General features: G+C 69.7%; 17 protein-coding genes and 1 pseudogene. 8 read left to right on the top strand and 10 right to left on the bottom strand.

The features are described from left to right. Positions 1-9 precede the first annotated feature (9 nt). The 3 genes from GC106_RS27190 to GC106_RS27180 all read right to left on the bottom strand — a co-directional run bounded on the left by GC106_RS27190 (position 10) and on the right by GC106_RS27180 (position 1,995). The gene (locus GC106_RS27190; protein WP_173136408.1) at positions 10-213 is read right to left on the bottom strand and encodes an aroma-sacti cluster domain-containing protein; all 204 of its coding nucleotides are present in this window, start codon (positions 211-213) and stop codon (positions 10-12) included. After that, complete coding sequence (locus tag GC106_RS27185; RefSeq protein ID WP_173136406.1) at positions 210-878, bottom strand: iron-containing redox enzyme family protein; 669 nt, start codon at positions 876-878, stop codon at positions 210-212. The genes GC106_RS27190 and GC106_RS27185 overlap by 4 nt, the downstream gene beginning before the upstream one ends. Before the next feature lie 73 nt (positions 879-951). Then, complete coding sequence (locus GC106_RS27180) at positions 952-1,995, bottom strand: radical SAM protein (protein WP_173136389.1); 1,044 nt, start codon at positions 1,993-1,995, stop codon at positions 952-954. 246 nt (positions 1,996-2,241) lie between these two features. Between GC106_RS27180 and GC106_RS27175 the strand changes: the two genes are divergently transcribed. The 4 genes from GC106_RS27175 to GC106_RS27160 all read left to right on the top strand — a co-directional run bounded on the left by GC106_RS27175 (position 2,242) and on the right by GC106_RS27160 (position 7,439). Further along, positions 2,242-2,406: a hypothetical protein gene (locus GC106_RS27175; protein ID WP_173136387.1), complete on the top strand. Its 165-nt coding sequence runs from the start codon at positions 2,242-2,244 to the stop codon at positions 2,404-2,406. Positions 2,407-2,493: 87 nt separating this feature from the next. Beyond that, the gene (gene lanKC, locus GC106_RS27170; RefSeq protein WP_173136384.1) at positions 2,494-5,211 is read left to right on the top strand and encodes a class III lanthionine synthetase LanKC; all 2,718 of its coding nucleotides are present in this window, start codon (positions 2,494-2,496) and stop codon (positions 5,209-5,211) included. Then, positions 5,208-6,425: an MFS transporter gene (locus tag GC106_RS27165; protein WP_173136382.1), complete on the top strand. Its 1,218-nt coding sequence runs from the start codon at positions 5,208-5,210 to the stop codon at positions 6,423-6,425. The genes lanKC and GC106_RS27165 overlap by 4 nt, the downstream gene beginning before the upstream one ends. A 9-nt stretch (positions 6,426-6,434) precedes the next feature. Further along, positions 6,435-7,439: an MsnO8 family LLM class oxidoreductase gene (locus GC106_RS27160; protein ID WP_173136381.1), complete on the top strand. Its 1,005-nt coding sequence runs from the start codon at positions 6,435-6,437 to the stop codon at positions 7,437-7,439. A gap of 186 nt (positions 7,440-7,625) precedes the next feature. Here the strand turns inward: GC106_RS27160 and GC106_RS27155 are convergent, their stop codons facing one another. Further along, positions 7,626-8,429 carry a nuclear transport factor 2 family protein gene (locus GC106_RS27155; RefSeq protein WP_173136379.1) on the bottom strand — a complete coding sequence of 268 codons (804 nt, stop codon included), beginning with the start codon at positions 8,427-8,429 and terminating at the stop codon, positions 7,626-7,628. Here GC106_RS27155 and GC106_RS49760 point away from each other — a divergent pair. Next, positions 8,316-8,756: pseudogene (locus GC106_RS49760) on the top strand (helix-turn-helix domain-containing protein); the annotation flags it as partial. The gene GC106_RS27155 and the pseudogene GC106_RS49760 overlap by 114 nt on opposite strands. Before the next feature lie 21 nt (positions 8,757-8,777). Here the strand turns inward: GC106_RS49760 and GC106_RS48110 are convergent. Then, on the bottom strand, positions 8,778-9,542 hold the full coding sequence (locus tag GC106_RS48110; protein ID WP_246366790.1) for a hypothetical protein: 765 nt from the start codon (positions 9,540-9,542) through the stop codon (positions 8,778-8,780). On the opposite strand from GC106_RS48110, the gene GC106_RS48105 reads away from it, so the two are divergent. Beyond that, on the top strand, positions 9,541-10,749 hold the full coding sequence (locus GC106_RS48105; protein WP_246366789.1) for a winged helix-turn-helix domain-containing protein: 1,209 nt from the start codon (positions 9,541-9,543) through the stop codon (positions 10,747-10,749). The genes GC106_RS48110 and GC106_RS48105 overlap by 2 nt on opposite strands. Before the next feature lie 130 nt (positions 10,750-10,879). After that, positions 10,880-12,154 (top strand): nucleotide disphospho-sugar-binding domain-containing protein, encoded by a 1,275-nt coding sequence (locus tag GC106_RS27145; RefSeq protein ID WP_173136378.1) that lies wholly within the window; start codon positions 10,880-10,882, stop codon positions 12,152-12,154. A gap of 535 nt (positions 12,155-12,689) precedes the next feature. On the opposite strand, the gene GC106_RS27140 is transcribed toward GC106_RS27145, so the two are convergent. Further along, positions 12,690-13,289, bottom strand: a complete 600-nt coding sequence (locus GC106_RS27140; RefSeq protein ID WP_173136376.1) for a TetR/AcrR family transcriptional regulator — start codon at positions 13,287-13,289, stop codon at positions 12,690-12,692. 89 nt (positions 13,290-13,378) lie between these two features. Between GC106_RS27140 and GC106_RS27135 the strand changes: the two genes are divergently transcribed. Further along, positions 13,379-14,869, top strand: coding sequence for a carboxylesterase/lipase family protein (locus GC106_RS27135; protein ID WP_173136374.1), 1,491 nt, complete (start codon positions 13,379-13,381; stop codon positions 14,867-14,869). Between the two features lie 408 nt (positions 14,870-15,277). Here GC106_RS27135 and GC106_RS27130 read toward each other — a convergent pair whose 3' ends face one another. From GC106_RS27130 to GC106_RS27115, 4 genes are all read right to left on the bottom strand, one after another. Then, entirely contained in the window at positions 15,278-15,739 is a 462-nt protein-coding gene (locus GC106_RS27130) for a hypothetical protein (RefSeq protein ID WP_246366788.1), read from the bottom strand. A gap of 594 nt (positions 15,740-16,333) precedes the next feature. Beyond that, positions 16,334-17,065 carry an SDR family NAD(P)-dependent oxidoreductase gene (locus GC106_RS27125; RefSeq protein WP_173136372.1) on the bottom strand — a complete coding sequence of 244 codons (732 nt, stop codon included), beginning with the start codon at positions 17,063-17,065 and terminating at the stop codon, positions 16,334-16,336. 200 nt (positions 17,066-17,265) lie between these two features. After that, the gene (locus tag GC106_RS27120) at positions 17,266-18,180 is read right to left on the bottom strand and encodes an LLM class flavin-dependent oxidoreductase (RefSeq protein ID WP_173136370.1); all 915 of its coding nucleotides are present in this window, start codon (positions 18,178-18,180) and stop codon (positions 17,266-17,268) included. Between the two features lie 97 nt (positions 18,181-18,277). Next, complete coding sequence (locus GC106_RS27115) at positions 18,278-19,180, bottom strand: NAD(P)-dependent alcohol dehydrogenase (RefSeq protein WP_312872882.1); 903 nt, start codon at positions 19,178-19,180, stop codon at positions 18,278-18,280. Positions 19,181-19,318 lie beyond the last annotated feature (138 nt).

The raw sequence follows: 19,318 nt of genomic DNA, 5'->3' as shown, positions 1-19,318 counted from the left end.
GTCCCCCACTCAGAACAGCGCAGCACCCGCGACGACGGCGTGCGCCTGGACCTCGGGTTCCACGGCGTCCAGCCGACGTTTGATGTCGAGGATCAGCTCCAGTTCCGCCGCGGAGAGCCCGGCGAACACAGCACGCTGCTCCTCGGTGAACGTGTCGATCGGAAAGCCTGCGTCGGCCAGTGCGCGCAGGGTCGCGTCGGGCTCGGTCGTCACAGCGGGTCCTCCCGGTTCTGGGGCGGTGCGGCCAGGATGTCGAACAGGTCGATGAGCGCCGCCGCCGTGTGCAGTGCGCTCGTCCGAACCACAAGACGTTGCTCCGCGGTGAGGTCCAACTCGGCGAGCAGGGCGAACACCTCACCGCTGTGCCCGGGATCGGCCTCGGCGTGATGACTCAGCGTGTGGAAGGCCCGCAGCGGCAGGCCGGTCCGGTCGGCGAGCAGCCCGGTCAGCTCCGGCGACGGCGAATTGCCCTCCAGCACGGCGATGTAGCCCAGCAGCGCCACCGGATGGTGGTGGTTGATCCAGTAGTACTGCGGGCCGACGAGACGGGCGACCTGCACCGACGGCGGGCGAGCCTGCTCGACCTCCGGCCTGAGTCCCACGGCCGCCATATCGCCGAGCAGCCATTCGTCGTGGCCGAGCTCCTGCTCGATGTGCACTGGGAAATAGGTGCGCAGCCGGGAACACACCGGGTCAGGCTGGGCGCAACGCAGCGCCGCCAGCTCCATGAGAGGTACCGAGGCCCGCAACACCGCGTGCATCTCGACGAGGTACCGGGCATAGCGCTCACGCAGTCCGCTGGGCTGCCACACTGCGGCGGCGCTCCGCCGCACGGCCGGGCTGATGAGGTCCAGCACGGTCTGCAACTCGGCGCTCATGCCTTCTCCTCGTTGTGGCCACCCACGTCGCATGAGCGGGGCTCTGCATTGGATGATTCGCTCGCAAGCTCGCTCATCCGTCATCACCGACAAGATGCGCGTAGCGAGCGACGCCGTGCCTGCGCAGCAACGCGCGTGGCCCACCCATCTGTCCATTGCGGACCGCAACAGCCTGGAGCAGTTCGCCCGCGGGCCCGGTGCCCGCCTGTGTGGCCCAGTCCAGTGCGGCGGGCGCGAGTCGTTGGCACGAACCACAATAGTCCGCCAGGTCGGTGCCGCCGCAGCGGGCGATGTGCAGCGGTCCGACAGTGCGGATCATGCGCAGCACCGGCGACGAATGTGCCCGTTCGTGAACCTCGGGCCAGGTCGAGGTAGCCAGCACGCCCAGGCGCAGGTGGTCCGGCCTGGTCCGGCCGTCCACCACGTCCTGATTGCAGCAGACGACCACGGCCGCGTCGACGGTGACCACCGGCCAAGCGGCCATCGCGCACGGTGCGGCACTGCTGTCCGCTTGTGGAGTCGCTCTCGCCCAGGCGGCCGCGCGGCCGATCGGCTTGAACTCACTCACCAGCATGGGCACGTCCGTGCCGAAGATGCGGGTGACCTCGGCGGTCACCTCGCTGAGGTAGGGATCATCCGAGCTTGTGCCCGTGATGTGCAGACTGGTCGTGATGCCGTGGCGCAGAAGGGTTCTCAGCACAGCGAAGACGTCCTGGCGGGCGACTTCACGCTCATGGAACACGTCGAGACTCAGGGAGACGTGATCCACCGCCTGGATCGCCGGCCGGATGGACGCCGGAATCCGGCCGTCTCCGGCGAAGAACGCACCTGACAGCACCGCGGTCCGGGTGCCCGCGGCCTTGGCCGCCCGCGCGGTCTCAACGACCAACCGCGGACGGAGCAACGGTTCACCACCGGTCAGCATCACCACGTCCGGACGGCACTGTGCGGTGAACGTCCGCACGAACCGCAGCAGGGCCACACCATCAAGGTGCCTGCCGTTCAGAGCAGCGGACGCCGAGCAGTGCGCACAGTGCAGTGGGCACCGTTCGGTCAACGTCACCAGGAGACCAGCGCAGATCTCCTGGCGAAGCGCCATCATCTCGGCCAGTCGCATCCGCTGACACCTCCTTGCCGCCGGTCTCTTATTCTCGGTGGCCCCCCTGTCGTGCGGTTTGCGTCCGGTATGCGCACTGGCCAGCGCCGGTGGACACACCACAATAGACAGAAAAACGAGCTGCGCGGCATGACTGTTTCCCCTGTGCGGCAACACCTTCACCACGCGCATACCAGGCTTCCGAATCGCGTCCCTAGCGTGGTGCACGGCGTCACCTGCCACACCTCACAACAGGGAGGAACACGCATGTCCGACGACACGACCCAGCCGGAGCCCGAGGAGATCGACAGCGACGAGGTCGAGGCGCACAGCGCGGACGTTCTCGGTCTGCAGAAGCTCAAGACCGAGAAGGGGCCGCAGTACAGCAGCCCGGGGATGAGCTGCAGCTCCTGCTACGGGGCCAGCTGCTGAGTTCCCGACGTCTGTGGGCTTGAAGGCAGTGCGCCTTCAAGCCCACGGGTGCCCCTGGCCGAACCCGAAGTGGATGGAGTGAGCGGAATGCAGGTCGACTGGGAGACCGTGGTGTCCTACATGATGCACCATCCACGGTGGTTCGAGGACTTCACGCGGCGAACGCCGGGCAGCGAGCATGTCGGCGAGTACCGCGCCGCGATGCCCGGTGACTGGCAGCTGCGGCGACGCGGTTACTGGCTCATCGCCGAGCCGCCGGAGGTGCCACTCGTCGGGCAGGGCTGGAAACTGCACGTATCGGCCACTTCGCGCAACTCCGCCGAAGTGCTGCGCGCGGCACTGCCGGTGCTGCGTGACGCAGGCGTCCGCTTCAAGTTCCTCATGGATCCGTTGGCGGTCCGCGAGGTGAACGGGAAGTCGTACCCGCGCGGCTCCAGCGGCAAGTTCATCACCGTGTATCCGGCCGACGAGGCCGAGTTCCACGCGGTCGGAGAAGCATTGACGCAGGAGCTCAAGGATTTCGACGGACCGTATCTGTTGTCCGACCGCCGGTTTCCCGGGTCGCGGGTCGTGTACTACCGGTACGGCGGCTTCACGAGCTACTTCCGGCTACGGTCCTCGGGCATCCGGGAACTGATGATCGACGCGCCGGACGGCTCCAAGGTTCCGGACATCCGCAATCCCTATTGGTCAGTACCGGACTGGGCGCGTGACCCGTTCGGAAGCGAGACTCCCGTGACGGCGGACGACACCCCTGGTTCCACCGCACTCGCCGGTGGCCGGTACGTAGTGGACAGTGCTCTGCTGCTGAGCAACCGGGGCGGCGTGTACCGCGGCATCGACACCGAGACCGGCGCCGACATCGTCCTGCGTGAGGCTCGTCCGGGGGTCGAGGTCGGCCCGGCCGGGATCGACGCCGTGCGGTTGTTGCGCCACGAGTACGACATTCTGACCGACCTGTCCGACACCGGCCTGTTCGTCCGTCCGATCGACTTCTTCACCCAGTGGGAACACGCCTACCTCGTGGAGGAGTACGTCCCGGGCACCCCGATCGGCCGGCTGAGCATCACCGAGAACCCGATCTACAGCCTGGATCCCACGCCCTCCCGGCTCACGGACTACTACTCGCGGTTCCGCGGGCTGTGGGCGCAGGTGGCCGAGGCGGTCGCCGTGTGCCACGAGCGCGGGATCGTCCTGGGCGACCTGTCGCCGACGAACATCATCGTGACTCCGGACGACCACGTGCGGATCATCGACCTGGAATCCGCGTTCCACGAGGGCGTCGATCAGGGCGCCGGGTTGAGCACACCGGGCATGGTGACCCGACGGGCACTAGCCGCACGATGCGGTGACCGGCGGACCGACTACTACGCGCTCGGTGGCGTGATCCTGTGCTGCGTTCTGATGTGTCACCAGGCCGATGTCGTGGAGCAGGACATCCCGCGACAGTTGTTCGCCGAGGCGGCCGCGGATCTGGACCTGCCGGCCGAACTGGTGTCCCTGATCGGAGACCTCTACGCCGAGGACGCGCCGTTGCCGGACGCGGCGGTGGTGCGCAAGCGGATCGAGGACCTTCCCTTCACCACCGCCTGGCGACGATCACCACCGCTGGCCAGGCCGGTGACCCCTGAGCCGGTCGCGAGTGCCCGCCTGCACAAGCGGATCGAGGCGACTATGGACAGTGTCGCCGACTACCTGGTCAACTCGGCCGATCCGCACCGCGAGGACCGGCTGTTCCCCGCAGACCTGCTGGTGTTCGAGACGAACCCATTGTCGCTGGCACACGGCGCCTACGGGAGCCTCTACGCGTTGCATGTCCTCAAAGGACAGATTCCGGACACCTTCCTCGGCTGGACGCTACAGCGGTCGACGGCCGTGGCGGCCATGCCGCCGGGCCTGTACTACGGCACCGCCGGAGTCGCGTGGGCCCAGTCGGCGATGGGCTACCCGGAGCTCGCGACAACGACCCTGCGCGGCAGCAGCGACCACCCGTTGCTGCTCACCGAACCCGGTGTGCTCATCGGCGCGGCCGGTCATGGCATGGCATGCCTGCGGTTGTGGCGTGACACCGGACTGCCAGAGTTCCTCGACCGCGCCCGCGCCATCGGTACCAGTCTCGGTGACCGCGCGGTCTGGGACGGCGGCCACGCGCACTGGCCCAGCCCGGACGACGAGGTGCCCATCGGTTACGGGTACGGCGCGTCCGGCGTGGCGATGTTCCTGCTCGCCCTGCACGCCGCGACGAACGATCCGGCCACTTTGGACCTCGGCCGAGCCGCGCTGGACTACGACTTGTCCCAGGGCGAGTACCTCTCCAGCGGCGTGCTCACGTTCCCGGCGGTCGCGGCCACAGAGGACAGTCCGACCACCATGCTGCGGCACTACTGGGACGAGGGCACCGCGGGCATCCTGACCACCACCCTGCGATACCACGAGGTGACCGGCGAGTACCGGTCGTGGATCGACAAGCTGCTGCCCGATGTACGACGCAAGTACGTGGCCTTCCCCCAGCTTTTCCACGGCGCGAGCGGAATCGGCAACACCCTGCTGGACGCCTACGAGTTCCTCGGCGACCCGGAGCTGCTCGGGGACGCGGAACGGGTCGCCGCCGCGGTCCTGTGCAACGCTGTCGAACGCCCCGAAGGCGTGGTGTTCCCTGGCGAGCAGACCCTGCGGGAGAGTGCCGACCTCGCCACCGGCTCGGCTGGTGTCGCGTTGTTCCTCGACCGGTTCCGGCGGACCGCGCCGGGTGCCCGGACGAACCTGAACTTCGTGCTCGACGACCTGCTCGTGGACCGGCGATGACCGCGACGCAGGAGACGGTCACTCCGCTGCGGCGCAACCGGGAGTTCCGGTTGCTCTGGGTCGGCCAGGCACTGTCGGACTTCGGGTCGGAGATGACAGCGTTGGCGGTGCCGCTGACGCTGCTCGCGGCCGGGTACGCCCCGGCGACCGCGGGTCTGCTCGGGACCGTGGTCCTCGTGGTGGGTCTGGTCATCCGGGTCCCCAGCGGGTATCTGGCCGACCGATACGACCAGCGCACGCTGATGTTGGTCTGTGACCTGGCGCGTCTGGTCGCCGTGGCGATCGTCGCGGTGCTCGCGTTCGTCGGGCCGTTGCCGCTGTGGTCGGCGTTCGCGCTGGTGATCGTGTCGGGTGTCGCGCTGGAGGTGTTCCGGCCCAGCCAGAGCAAGGTGGTGCGCCGGGTCGTCCCGGTGGATCAGCTCAGCCAGGCGGTGTCGCTCAACCAGGCTCGCACTTACGCGGCCACGATCGTGGCACCGGCTGCGGCCGGGTTGCTGTTGTCCGTGGCGGCGTGGGCACCGTTCGCGGTCGATGCTGTCACCTTCGCGATCTCCGCGTCATGTGTGGCTTTGCTGGCCCGATCCCCGTCCAGTGGGCAGCCGGCCGTTCGTGAGCGCTTCCTGCGCCAGGTCGCCGCCGGTTGGCGATACCTTGTCAGAGACCGGTTCCTGCGGTGGTCGTCGCTGTTCTTCGCGCTGCTGAACGTGACTTTCTCCGCACTGACCTTCGCGTTGATCCTCGGCACGGCCGGCCAGCCCGGCGGCGCGGCCGCGGTGGGCGTGGCGCTGAGCACGGCCGCGGTGGCCGGTCTGGCCGGCTCGCTCATCGCGCCCACTGCCGCCAAACGGCTGTCGCTCCGGACAGTGCTCGCGGCCGGCCCGGTGATCGCCGCTGCGCTGCTCGTGGTCGCCTGGTCCGGCGGCGGGACCATCCCGTTCGTCGCGGCGTTCTCCACGTTGTGCCTGTTCGCCCCGGTGACCGGGGCTGTGCTGGCCACCATCCTGGCCAAGGCGGTCCCGGAAGAGATCTACGGCCGGGTCACCGCCGCCAGCAGCTTCACCGCCCAAGTCCTGCAGCCCCTGGGACCATTGGCCGCGGGAATCCTGCTCACCGAGGCCAGTTTCGGCATGACGGCCGGGTTGTTCGCCATCACGCTCAGCGCACTGGCCGCACTCGCCGTCCTGCTGCCCGCTCCACAGCACTCCGCACACTAGGAGACGACCATGCTTGACCTGTCGGTGCTCGACCTCGCGGTGATCGGCCAGGACAGCTCGCCCGAACAAGCGCTTCGGGACGTCGTACAGGTCGCCCGGACCGCGGAACGGCATGGGTACCACCGGTTCTGGGTGGCCGAGCACCATGCGGCGGCCGCGACCGCAGGCAGCTCCCCCGCCGTCCTGCTGGCCTATATCGCCGCCTGCACAAAGACTTTGCGGGTCGGCTCCGGCGGGGTCATGCTGCCCAACCACGCACCGCTGGTCGTCGCCGAACAGTTCGCCGTCCTGCAGGGGCTGCACGATGGCCGGGTTGATCTCGGTGTCGGCCGGTCCTCCGGCGGCAACACGACGAGCAACGTGCTCCATGACGCGCTGTATCGCCATCCGCGGGCGATGGCGGAGTTCTCCGATCTGGTCGATGAGCTACTCGGTTTCCTGCACGACTCGTGGCCCGCCGGCCACCGGTTCGAGTCGCTGCGGATGTCACCCAGAATCTCGACACCGCCCGGTGTTTTCGTCCTCGGAGCCGGGGAGAACAGCGCTCGTCTCGCCGCCGAACGCGGACTACCGTTCGTCTACGGCCACCACCTTGGGCGAAGCAAGGCTCGTCCGGCGGCGGTGGACCGCTATCGGGCGACGTTCACCGGTGAGCGGCCTTACGTGATCGCGTCTGTCAACGTCGTGTGCGCGGAGACAGACGAGGAAGCCGAGCGGGCCGCCATCGCGGTCGCGCAATGGGATGTCCGGCGGCGTGAAGGCGACGACCTCATCGAGTCGCGCCTGCGGTACCTGGTCGACCAGGTCCTCGACGAAGGACAGGTCGTCCGCGGCGCGCCCACGACCGTGCTGAACGAGATCCACAACCTGGCGACCACTATGGACGTTGACGAGATCATGCTCGTGCCCATCGAACACACCGGGACCGCACGCAGCCGGACCCTCCGGCTGATCGCCGAGTCCCGGCACGCGGACCGCTACCTGGAAGCAGAAGCGGCGGCTCCGATGGCCTGACCGGATGGTGCTGTCCTGGGGATTCCTGGTGACGCGTCGTGAGCGATGACGTTGCCACCGAACGAGAACGGGTGCTCGCCACACCGACACCACCGGATCGGCCACCACCACCTGCATCAAGGCGAGCATCCGTATCGCTCGCTCGCCGAGTTCCCCTACCGGCGGATCGGCGACAGAACCCGGCGTCTACGCCACCACCGCGGCCAGTTGCTCCAAGGACGCTTCGAGTTGGGCAGCGGAGACGAGCGGCAGGCGCGGTACTTCAGCCGGGTCGGTGACCGCCGCCCAGTCGTAGGTCAGGGTCACCTCGGTGCGGCCGTCGTCGGTCGGGGTGAGCTTCCAAACAAAGCGGTGACCGGCCAGGCGCTGACCCGATCGGCCGGATTCCCAACCGATGACCCGGTCCTCGGTGAAGGCCACGACGCGGTTCTCGACCCGGTAGTCACCCTGCTCGTCGTTGTGCATGGCCATGACGAAGGTGTCGCCGACGGCGTCGATCGGGCCGGGGGTCTCGGCGTGGCCCCGGAAGCCGGTGGCATCGAGCTCGGGGTGGCGGCGGGGGTCGCGGAGCACCGCGAAGATCCGTTCGGCCGAAGCGGTCAGCACCCGGGAGACCGTGGTGTGGGCCGGGCCGTTCGTGGTGACCGGGTCGGGGTAGAACCGGGCCCAGGCGATCCGTCCGTCGCGGGTGGTGAGCACCACCGGGCCGCGCAGCACGACCGTCGCCCCGGTCGCGGCGGTGCCCCGCATTTCCCACTCCGACCACAGTTCGTCGCCGTTCTGGGCGTGGCGCAGGATCTCGGCCCGCAGGTCCGGCAGTCCGGCCAGGATCTTCCTCCAGTTCGCGGCGACGCGCTCGGAGCCGATGAACCCCTCATGCGGCTTCAGCGGCCGCTCGGCCACGTAGTCGTCCGTGAAACAGCCGGCGATCCGCTCCGGGACGTGGGAGTTGATCGCCACGCGCAACGCTTCCAGGGCCTCGGGGACCATGTCTTCGACTCCTCATTCTCCGGTTCGCCTGTCACCGTCGATGGTGATCGCCGGGGGTGGGGCCCGACAACCGGACAACGCCCGGACACCACCCCGGCAACGGCGGGCATAATCAAGATCGTGAACGATCCGTCGGGATCGGCGCGCAGCTTCGCGGCTGTGCTGCGTGCGCTGCGGGAGGCCAGGTCACTGACCCAGCAGGAGCTTGCCGCTGCCGCGGGACTGTCCGTCGATGCGGTCAGCGCGCTGGAACGCGGGCGGCGGACCCGGCCCCAGCCGCACACCGTGCGGGCGCTGGCCTCGGCGCTGCAACTCCGCGACGCCGACCGCACGGCGCTGCTGTCGGCCCTAGGACGGGCGGGGAACGAGGCCCTTGAGATGCCGTCCCGCACGTTGACGTCCCACCCGCCGCCTCCGCCAGCCGTCCCGGTGGTCGGGCGGCACGACGAGGTCACCGAGATCCTCGCCGCCCTGCGTTCCGCGCCGGGCCGGCTGGTGACGCTCACCGGCCCCGGCGGGGTCGGCAAGACCACCGTTGCGCTGTTGGCGGCGCGGACGGTGGCTGGGGACTACCCGGGCGGGGCGTTCTTCGCCGACCTCACCGACGTCACTGACCCCGACGACGTCCTCGCCGCCGTCGCCCGCGCGGCGGGAACCCACGCCGACACCGTGACCGGCCTCGCCGCGCACCTCGACGGGGCGGCGGTCCTGCTCGTTCTGGACAACCTGGAGCGTGTGGCCGCCTGCGCTCCGCAACTGGCCGAACTGCTGTCGGCCTGTCCCGGCGCGGTGGTCCTGACCACCAGCCGCGTTCCGCTGCGGGTGCGTCGGGAACGCGAGATCCGCATCGCCCCGCTGGCCCCGGCGGCGGCCGTGCGGCTCTTCACCGAGCGGCTGACGGCCGCCGGCGCACCATCGCCGACCACGAGCGGGGAGGACGATGATCCCGTCGTACGGCTTTGCCGGCGGGCCGACGGGCTGCCACTGGCGATCGAACTCCTGGCCGCCGCGGCCGCGCGACTCGGCCCCCAGGCGCTGCTGGACCGGGTCGATCGGCTGGCGAAGCTGCCCGTGGCCGGCCCCCCGGGACCTGCCGGAGCGGCAACGCACCATGGCCGCCACCATCGAGTGGAGCTGCCGGATACTTGGCCCCGCGGCCCATCGGCTGTTCCGCAGGCTCGCCATCGTCCCGGGCAGCTTCTCCCTCGATACCGTCGAAGCGATCGCTGCGCCGGACACCGCGGACGCGGTGAGCGCGCTCACCGAGTTGATCGAGCATTCGCTGGTCGCCCGCGGCGATGTCGGGCACATCGCGCGGTTCCGGCTGCTGGAACCGGTACGTCGGTACGCGCTCGAGACGCTCGAACCGGCCGAGCGGGAGCAGGTCCGGCAGAGCGTCGGCCAGTGGGCACTCCGTACGGCGCGAGAACTCAGTGCGCGGATCCGGGGCCGTGGCGACATGACGGCGGTGGAGCAGGTCGAGGTCGATCGCGGCGTGCTGCGGCTCGGGTTCGACCAGCTCGTCGACGCCCGCCGGCACGACGACGCCGCCGAGCTGGTGTGGTCGGTGTGGCTGCCGCTGTGGATGAGCGGGCACAGCCGCGAAGGCTTCGCCTGGACCGGCCGCCTGCGCGAGGACGACCTGAGCGAGCGAGGCCGGGCCCGCTGGTTGGTGGCGCGCGCCGGGTTCAACCGCGTCGCCGCCGACCTCTTCGCCGTCGCGGAGCGGGCGGTGCGGCTGGCCGAGCAGGTCGACGACGCCTCGCTGGCCACGGAGGCGGCGATCTTCGCTTCGGCGGCGGCGCTGCGCTTGGAGGACTTCGACGCTTCGGGGGCTCTGCTGGATCGGGCCGAAGAGCACGTCGCGTTGCGGCTCGACGTCAGGAACGACGTGTGGGCGGCCGTGCATGTGCCCATCGGACGGGGGGACGGCGCGCTGCTGCGCGGCGACCGGTCCGCGGCGGTGGGGCACTGGCGGGCGGCCGCAGCCACGGCGCGGGAGCTGGGCAGCGGATTCTCGGTGGCCGCTGTCCTCGCGGAGTGCGCCGAGGCCGCCCGCAGCGAAGGACGCCTGGACGACGCGGCCGTGATGCTCGCCGCCGCCGACCACGAGCTGGGCCCCCAGCGGGACGGGCACCGGCGTCGGGCGCACCTGGCGGGCGTGGCCGCTGCCGTGGCGGCCGACCTCGGTGACGTGGCATCGGCGCAGTGGTGGGAGGGCGTGGCGGGATCGGGCACAGCTCCGTTGGACACCGCTGAGCTCCACAAGCGGTTCGAGGAGCTGGTCCGGCGTGCCGACACCGTCTCCGGGCAGGACTGAGCGCGGCCATCCGTACCGGCGGCGTCCGGTCGATGTCCGGTGGTCTGCCGCGAGCGGAGTGGCGAGACTCCAGGTCATCGGGTCGGCCGCCTCCCAGGCCGACCTCCGTCGATCCTGAGGACGTCCCCCCATGACAGCCGCACCCATCGTGCTCGCCGCAACCCCGCTCACCGGACACGTCCGGCCGGTCCTGAACCTCGCCCGCCACCTCGTCGCCGCCGGACGGCGAGTCACAGTCGTCACCGGCAGCCGGTTCCGGACGGAGACCGAGGCGGTGGGAGCGGCGTTCGTCCCGCTGTCCGGGCCGGCCGACTTCGATGACCGCCGCCTCGGTGAGCTCCAGCCGTGGCTGCACGAGCTGGCGCCGGGCCCGGCATTCCTGGAGGCCATGTTCGGCTGGTTCACCGACATGGCGCCCGCGCAGAACGCCGTGCTGCAACAGGTACTGGCGCAGCAGCCGGATGCCGCCGTCCTCCACGAGGCCGCCTTCTACGGGACGTGGCCGCAGCTGCTGGGAGCACCCGGGATCCGGCCGCGGCGCACCGTCGGCCTCGGGGTGTTCCCCCTGACTCTCAGCGGCGCCGAGCTGACCATGATGGGTCCTCCACCCCCGCGCGACGGGCTCGACGTGCGGGAAGCCGCCGCGGCGTTCAACGCCGAACTCGCCGCGCAGCTGGCCGGCGCCACCGCGCACGCCCAGCAGGTCATGGCGGAGCTGGGCGCGACGGCTGCACTGCCGGTCATCAGCGACGCACAGGTCCTTCTGCCCGACGTATTCGCCCAGCTCACCGTGCCGTCCTTCGAGTACCCACGGGTCGATGCCCCGCCGACGCTGCGGCTGGTCGGGGCCCTGCCGCCTGAACCGCCTGCGACGTGGGAGCCACCCTCGTGGTGGCCAGAGCTGTCGCAGCGCCGGGTCGTCGCGCTCACCCAGGGCACAGTGGCCAACAACGACCTGACCGACCTCGTCCAACCCACGCTCGACGCGCTGGCGGGCGACGACGTGCTCGTCGTCGCCGGACTCGGTGGGCGGGAGGTCGGCGACCTGCGCGTGCCGACGAATGCACGGGTGGAGCCGTTCATTCCGTTCGACGCGCTCTTCCCGCTAGTCGACGTCGTGGTCACCAACGGCGGCTACGGCGGTGTGCAACTCGCCTTGCACCACGGCGTGCCGCTCGTCGTGGCGGGCGCCGGCGAGGACAAGCCCGCGGTGGCGGCCCGGGTCGCGGACTTCGGCGTCGGTATCGACCTGCGAACCGGCCGCCCCGAGGCCGCGGCTGTCAGGCAGGCCGTCCGGCGGGTGCTCGACGAGCCGGGGTTCCGGCGTCGTGCACGGGAGCTGAGCGCGGACTACCGGGCCGCCGACCCGGTGGGCGCCATCCTCGACATCGTCGACGGCGCGTGACGCGTGGTGCGGGGTCGTGAAAATCCCCGGTCACCGCCACGATCAGAGGGGTGGGGAGGGACCCGAGCGGGTTGCGGCGGTTTCCAGCCAACCGCGCCCGTCGGCGGGTCGACGGAGTGCCGGTACGCGGCAAGCAACTCGGTGTACACGTCCAGGCACATCTTCGAGACGGCGTTCTTGAGGTAGAAGTAGTCCGTCGCACCTTGGCGTTCGACCGTGGGGAAATGGCCGCCACCAGGACACTGACAGTGTGTTCAGGCGATTCAGGGACCGGTCCCCAACACATCGGCCCGCGCTCCGTCCCTTCCGGCCCCAGCGCCGCTCCGACTTGGGCACCACCCGTCCACCGCACGCGCCACGAACACCTGCTCCGGTCCGCCCCGACCGGAACCAGCGTGGAAGGCAGAGAAGCCGTACACGGCGCTGAGGCAGTGGTTGACTGTGCGAGAGGCGTAGCCCGTGGCCAGCGTCGGCTTACCCGTGCCGAGGTTCGCCACTCCGGGCGGTGTCCCACCTGCCCCGTGTCCGGGGTAGGTCACGTCCTGCTGAACAGCCGGTCCAGATGCACGTCGATCGCGGCGAGCGCGTCCTGGGGCTCGATCACGTCGAGTTCGATCAGGGAAGTGAAGCCGGTGAGGGCGAGGAGCAGGTTGGTCTCGGTCGCCGGGTCGCGGCCGGAGTCGATGTGCCCGTCGGCGATCGCCTGGCGGACCAACTGCTCGACGAGAGCCCGCCCTTGGACGAGGCCGCGGCGCGCCTGCTCGTGCACGGCCTTGTCGTGCAGTGCCTCCAGGACGTAGGCGGTGCTCATCCGGCTGGTCGCGCGGGAGTCGGCATGCAGGGGGAGCATTTCCGCGAGCGTCAGTCGCAGCACGTCACGGGGGTGCGGACGGTCACCGAGCTTTTCGAGCCCCTGGTGTACGCGCACCGAGGTCTGCTCGGACGCGAAATCCATGGCGAAGGAGAGCATGGCGGTCCGGGACGCGAAGTAGTGCTGCAACTGCCCGAGTGACATGCCCGCCTCCTGCGCCACCACGCGCATCGTCAGCTGTGTGACGCCGCGCTGCTCCACCACCCGCCACAGTGCGCGGGCGATCGCTTCGCGGCGTCCGCGGTGATCCACCTGTTTCGGCATCGCCGGCCCCTCCCTCGTACCCTGTTCCAATACAGTTGACATAATACATCTGACCCATAATCCTGGGTCCACTTGAGGGAGGAGTCGTCATGTCCGAACAACCAAAGGTACGAACCACGGAAGGCGTGGTGCAGGGGCGCTGGCGGCAGGGGCACGCGGTGTTCCGCGGCATCCCCTACGCCCAGCCCCCGGTCGGAGCGCTCCGCTTCGCCGCGCCCGTGCCGCCGCACCGCTGGGAGGGGACGAGGCAAGCGGTCGAGTTCGGCCCCGTGGTGCCGCTGTCCCTGCCGATCGACGTGCCCCCGCAGGGCACCGACTGGCTGACGCTCAACGTCGGCACTCCGGATCCCGGCGCGGCGGGACTGCCGGTGCTGGTGTGGATCCCCGTGGGCGGCTACCTCTCGGCGGCGTCGAGCGACCCGATGTACGACCCGGCGGCGCTGGCCGAGGCGGGAGTCGTCGTGGTGACCATCAACTGCCGCGTGGGCGCGGAGGGATTCGCGTTCCTCGACGACGTGCCGCCCAACCGCGGATTCCTCGACCAGATCGCGGCGCTGGAGTGGGTGCAGCGCAACATCGCCGCCTTCGGAGGCGACCCCGGCCGGGTCACCGTGGGCGGGGTGTCCGCCGGGGCGGGCTCGGTCGCCGCCCTGCTGACGATGAAGTCCGCGCGCGGCCTGTTCCGGCGGGCCATCGCCCATTCGGTGCCCGGGCTGCACAGCACCCCCGCGCTGGCACGGCAGGTCACCGCCGCGTTCGCGGACCGGCTCGGCGCGACGGCCCCCACCGCGGAGGCCCTGCGCGACATCGACCCATGGCACCTGGCCGCTGAGCTCACCTCCTTCAACGCCGGCCTCCACGCGCACCGGGAGAGCTGGGGACGCCTCACGGAGACCGGCACCGCGCTGTGCCCCGTCGTCGACGGCGAGGTCCTCCCGGAAACGCCTTGGCTCGCGCTGACCGGCGCGCGCGCGAGCGGGACCGAACTGCTCGTCGGCCACGCCCGGGACGAATTCCGGTACTTCAGCGTCATGAGCGGACGGTACGGCACCTTCACCGAGGATGACGCCCACGCAGCCCTGGAACTGCACGCCCCGCAGCCGGACGGTGCGCGGGCCTACCGTGCCGCGTTCCCGCAGGCAGGGCCGGAGGAGCTGGTGGAGACGGTGTACTCCGACGCCCTCTTCCGCATGCCGTCACAGAAGCTGGCCGAGGCGAACGCCGCAGCCGGCGGCACCTCGTACCTGTTCGAACTGTGCTGGGTCGCCCCGGCCCTCGGCGGCATCTTGGGTGCCTGCCACAGCCTCGACGTGCCCCTGGCGTTCGGCACGCTGGACAGCCCCGTCGGCACCCAGCTCATCGGCGAGGAGCGCACTCCCGAGGCCGTCGCGCTCTCCCGCGAACTCCGGGAGGCCTGGGTCCGCTTCGTCACCACCGGCGACGCGGGCTGGTCCGCTCACCGGCCCGGCGGGCACCTCACCCGCGTCCTGGACACCGAGTCGAAGACTCTGCCCTATCCCGAACAGGCATCCCGCCAGATCTGGGAAGGCCACTCCCCCGCCCCCTTCGATCTCTCGTAATCGTCCGGGTCGGCTCCTGTGACTGCGGCCCAACGGGCCGGATTTCCGCGCACTGGCATGGGTTTGCGGCTACGGACGGGTGCGCGGTGAGGCGGACAACGGCGAGACTTTGCGTCGACTCACCCCAGGAGACAGTGCGCCCAACGCTCTCGTGATGCGAACACAGGTTCCAGACTGTCGTTGACAACGCCGTTGATGCAGATCTCCGGAGTGCCCGAACCTGCTGTGTCGCAAAGCTTTCAGCACACATGTCTCCGCTTGCGTGATCAGCCACCAAGCGCGCGGGTACCTCGATAACGCGGCCGCACCGTGAGGAGCGTCCCGTACGCGAAAGCGCTCATGCCCGCCGCTGCATGACACACCACGGCGGGACCCCCGCGCGTGTGTGGGTGTCGTGCTGCTCGATACCTACCGTGGGCGGTTGAACCAGGCGCTGGCCTGTGCGGTGACCATCAACGCCAGGATGATGCCGCCACAGGCGAGCCCGATGACCGGCCCGCCCGTGAAGATGAGGCCGAAGCCGTCCCCGAGGCCCAGGCTGCCCAGGCAGGCCACGATCATCAGCGAGGCGTACACGATCGTGGTGACCCGGACACCTCCGCCGCCGGTGGCGAACTTCGTCCCCAGGGTGATCGACAGCGCACCCAGGCCCAGCAGCACACTGACGATGGCGACGGCATCGGCGATGCTGCCGCCGTCGTTAGCGACGACGCCGGCTAAGAGTCCGGCGACGAGCACACCGACGGTGAGTTGCACGCCACCCATGACGAACAGGAGTACCCGCGCCCCCCTTATCAATCCGGGCATGTTCATGCCCGTCGGATGGCCCAGGTAGCCACCGTAGGAGCTGTTCGGGGCACCGGGTCTCATGGTGGCGTCTCCTCCGTCGGACGTCGGGGACGGCGCAGTGCACGACGGAGGCAGGGGTGAGGGTGGTGCAGCCCTCAGCAACCCGTCCCTCCGGTACTGCCCGCTGTGCTGACGGCCCATCGTCATCGACGCGGGCTCTGTTGTCCACCGCCTGCCGGACTGGTTCTGCCCATGCGAGTGGTCCGGTCGGCGTCGGGCCGCGGGCCACCGACACACCGCCCGCCTACCCTGGTTGGCATGACCTGACGCCACCGAAATCGCCCGCGCCGACCCGCCGTCCACCTCGGGACACCGGCCCTCACGCGAGCCGTTGACAAGCAGGAGGAGCCGAAATGACACCCCCGAGCGCCCAGCCAGCCGAGGTGCGGACAAGCACCAGCGAGTACAAAATTTCGCCGTTGAAGAAGGCAGCGCGCGAGCTGCACGGCTACCAGCATCCTCGGCGGGTTCCGCGCGGTGTGTACGTCGAACACGCCGCTCTCCAGACACGTTGGGACCAGTGCAGAACGGGTCCTGCTCGTGCCCGCGTTGCACCGCCTGGCAGCTCGACATGCTGCTCCCCGGCGTCGAAATGAGAACGCGGGGAGGCCTGCGTCAGACCTGCTTGCGGCCGCCGTCGACGAACAGTTCGCTGCCTGTGATGTAGCTGCTGTCGCTGGAGGCGAGGAACAGGGTGGCTGCGGCGACCTCCTCGGGTCGTCCTACGCGGCGCAGCGGGGTGCCGGCGGCGCCGGCGGCTTGAAAGGCCTCGACGTCGGCTTGCCCTGGTCTGGTGCGGATGTAGCCGGGGCTGATCGCGTTCACGCGAATCCCCCGGTCTCCCAGTTCGACGGCCAGACCGCGGGCGAAGGACCGGATCGCCGCCTTGGCCGCCGAGTACACGCTCAGGCCGGGCACGGCCACGGTTCCGCCGACGGAGGACATCAGGATGACGGAGGCGTCCCGATTCAGCAGCGGCAGGAGCCTCTGCACGGTGAAGTAGACCCCACGCGTGTTGCTCGCCATGATCTGGTCGAAGGTGTCCGGCGTGACTTCGCCGAACGGGGTGAAGCTGCCGCCGCCCGCGTTGGCGAACAACACATCCAGGCCCTGGCGGTGCTCCGCTACCGCATCGTGCAGGCGGTCGAGGTCTTCGGCACTGGTGACGTCGCCGGGCACACCGGTGGCGGCGGGACCGAGGTCATCGACCGCGGCGACAAGCCGCTCCGTGCTCCGACCGGTAAGGAACACGCGCGCGCCCTCGGCGACGAACCGGCGTGCGGTGGCAAGGCCGATCCCGGCCGATCCGCCGGTGATGACGGCTACCTTGCCTGCCAACTGGCCCATGGTTCCTGCCTCCAACACTGCGTAGTTGAGGTATCCGTGCTGGTCGTCGCCTTGGAAGGTGCTGCGATCGTTCGCGATCGTGGCCGCGCCCGCCCTGTGCGGCGAACGTCGGTGTCATTCATGACCTGCAGACTCGATGACTCCGGCCTGGAACCGGTTGCGCTCGGGCCGGCGTCTGCATGGACCGCGTCCACTCGTGCTCACGCGGCTGGGACCAGGGAACGGAGTTCGTCGAGCATCTCGATCTGCGTGGGGATCTCGTCGCTGGGCGGGAACGCGAACAGCACCCCGTCGAACCCACGGTGCCGCAACTGCTCGATGTCGTCGGCGAGTTGCTGCGGTGAGCCGGCGAGGAACGGACGATCACCACTGATCGGCTTGGGCTGCATGACGTGGTTGGTCTGTGCCGTCACGGTGAGCGCGGCCGGGTTTCGCCCGAGGCGTTCCGCGGTCGTCCGGAAGCGCTGGGCCTGCGCGGTCACCGCGTCCAGTTCCCAGGTCAGCGGCGTGATGCCGTCGGCGATCCTGGCGGCCCGGTCGATGCCGCCGTCGGTGTTGGCGCCGATGATGACCGGGATGTCGCCACGGACGGGCTTCGGGTTGATCTCGGAGGCCTCGATCGAGTAGAAGCGGCCCGCGTACTCGACAGGGTCAGGTCCCCAGCAGGCCCGGATCGCCGCGATGACATCGTCGAATCCCGCGCCGCGCCGCTTCATGGACACGCCTGCGGTCGCGAACTCCTGGGGCATCCAGCCCTGCCCGAACCCGGCGATGGCGCGGCCACCGCTGAACTGGTCGAGCGTGGCGTACCTGCGGGCCAGCACGACCGGCGCGTGGAACAGCGGGTTGACGATGTTGGTGCCCAGCGCGATGCGGCTGGTGAGCGCGGCAACGTAACTCAACGTCTCCAGTGGCTCGAAGGCGGTGTGGTAGATGTCGGGGATGCGTTCCAGATTGCCGTCCGGGCCGGGCAGCAGCGGTGCCATCGGGCGCAGCAGCCGTTCGTAGGTCCACAACGAGTCGTAGCCGAGTCTCTCCGCGGCCTGCGCGATGGTCCTGATGGTCGCCGGCGACGCGTGGACTCCGGACACGGGCAACATGATGCCGAGCTTCACAGACACTCTCCTGCGGTACGACGGATGTGCGGTACCCCGAGGATAGACTCGTTTCAATCGTGAAATCAAGGTTGAAACGAGTGGTGGGCCCGGCTCCTCATGCTCTGTCGAGCCGCATGTCGATCACGTGCTTGCCCCGGACGCCGCCCGCTTCGAGGCGTCGGTGAACCTCGGCGATGCCGGTCAGCGGGAAGACGGTGTCGATCACGGGGCGGATGCTTCCGGCCTCGACCGCCGTGGTCAGCCCGGCGATCCGCTCCGGCGACGGGTTGTTGCTGAAGACCTTGATCCGCCGATCCACCGCGAAGCGCAGTATCAGGGTGGCCATGGAGGTCAGGATGCGGTCCTGGTCGAAGGCGAGAGCGACCATCCGGCCGCCGCGGGTAAGTCGGGCCAGGTAGGCGCTGATGTGTGTGCCCACGAGGTCGACGATCACGTCGAAGGAGCCGAGTTCCTCCGGGCGGGTCGTTCGGTAGTCCAGGGCCACGTCGGCGCCGAGTTCGGTGACCAGGTCAAGGTTGGCAGCACCGGCCAGCCCGGTGACATGGGCGCCGAACGCCTTACCCAGTTGCACCACAAGGCTTCCGACGGCCCCACTCGCGCCGCGAACCAGCAGTCGTTCCCCACTTTTCAGGCCGGCCTTGTCCGTCAGCGCGGTGAGGGCGGTTGTGCCTGACACCGGCAGTGCCGCGGCATCCAGCAGGCTCAGGTTCTCCGGCGCCCTGGCGAGCCGCTGCCCGGGGACGACGACGTAGTCGGCCAAGGCGCCGAACGCGTAGTGCGGCATCAGTCCCCAGACGTCGTCGCCGACGCTCCACGCGTGGACTCCGGGGCCCAGGGCCACGACGTGGCCGGCGAAGTCGCTCCCCAGGCGACGGGGGAACCGGCCTCGGACGAAACCGCGCAGTTTGCCCGCGCGGATGACCGCCTCCGAAGCATCCACGCTGGCCGCGCGGACTTCGACAAGGACCTCTCCCGATCCAGGTTCAGGAGTGGGCACATTGTTGACACGTAGTACTTCTGGACCGCCGACGCGCTCGTACTGAACAGCCCGCATGAATGATCGTGACACCCTTCCGTTGCTGCTACTGGGCGCTGCTGCCCATTCGGCCTTGCGTAGCGGTTTCAGGACGCGACG

Source organism: Kibdelosporangium persicum (assembly GCF_013280595.1).
GTDB classification, from domain to species: domain Bacteria; phylum Actinomycetota; class Actinomycetes; order Mycobacteriales; family Pseudonocardiaceae; genus Kibdelosporangium; species Kibdelosporangium persicum.
The sequence above is the reverse complement of the archived record's forward strand: the minus strand, read 5'-3'. Positions and strand labels throughout refer to the sequence as shown.

What these genes read in the sequence shown, in the direction of transcription:
- GC106_RS27185 (WP_173136406.1), bottom strand. Translation starts at nt 878, where the DNA reads ATGAGCGCCGAGTTGCAGACCGTGCTGGACCTCATCAGCCCGGCCGTG.
- GC106_RS27180 (WP_173136389.1), bottom strand. Translation starts at nt 1,995, where the DNA reads ATGCGACTGGCCGAGATGATGGCGCTTCGCCAGGAGATCTGCGCTGGT.
- GC106_RS27175 (WP_173136387.1), top strand. Translation starts at nt 2,242, where the DNA reads ATGTCCGACGACACGACCCAGCCGGAGCCCGAGGAGATCGACAGCGAC.
- lanKC (WP_173136384.1), top strand. Translation starts at nt 2,494, where the DNA reads ATGCAGGTCGACTGGGAGACCGTGGTGTCCTACATGATGCACCATCCA.
- GC106_RS27165 (WP_173136382.1), top strand. Translation starts at nt 5,208, where the DNA reads ATGACCGCGACGCAGGAGACGGTCACTCCGCTGCGGCGCAACCGGGAG.
- GC106_RS27160 (WP_173136381.1), top strand. Translation starts at nt 6,435, where the DNA reads ATGCTTGACCTGTCGGTGCTCGACCTCGCGGTGATCGGCCAGGACAGC.
- GC106_RS27155 (WP_173136379.1), bottom strand. Translation starts at nt 8,429, where the DNA reads ATGGTCCCCGAGGCCCTGGAAGCGTTGCGCGTGGCGATCAACTCCCAC.
- GC106_RS48105 (WP_246366789.1), top strand. Translation starts at nt 9,541, where the DNA reads ATGGCCGCCACCATCGAGTGGAGCTGCCGGATACTTGGCCCCGCGGCC.
- GC106_RS48110 (WP_246366790.1), bottom strand. Translation starts at nt 9,542, where the DNA reads ATGGTGCGTTGCCGCTCCGGCAGGTCCCGGGGGGCCGGCCACGGGCAG.
- GC106_RS27145 (WP_173136378.1), top strand. Translation starts at nt 10,880, where the DNA reads ATGACAGCCGCACCCATCGTGCTCGCCGCAACCCCGCTCACCGGACAC.
- GC106_RS27140 (WP_173136376.1), bottom strand. Translation starts at nt 13,289, where the DNA reads ATGCCGAAACAGGTGGATCACCGCGGACGCCGCGAAGCGATCGCCCGC.
- GC106_RS27135 (WP_173136374.1), top strand. Translation starts at nt 13,379, where the DNA reads ATGTCCGAACAACCAAAGGTACGAACCACGGAAGGCGTGGTGCAGGGG.
- GC106_RS27130 (WP_246366788.1), bottom strand. Translation starts at nt 15,739, where the DNA reads ATGAGACCCGGTGCCCCGAACAGCTCCTACGGTGGCTACCTGGGCCAT.
- GC106_RS27125 (WP_173136372.1), bottom strand. Translation starts at nt 17,065, where the DNA reads ATGGGCCAGTTGGCAGGCAAGGTAGCCGTCATCACCGGCGGATCGGCC.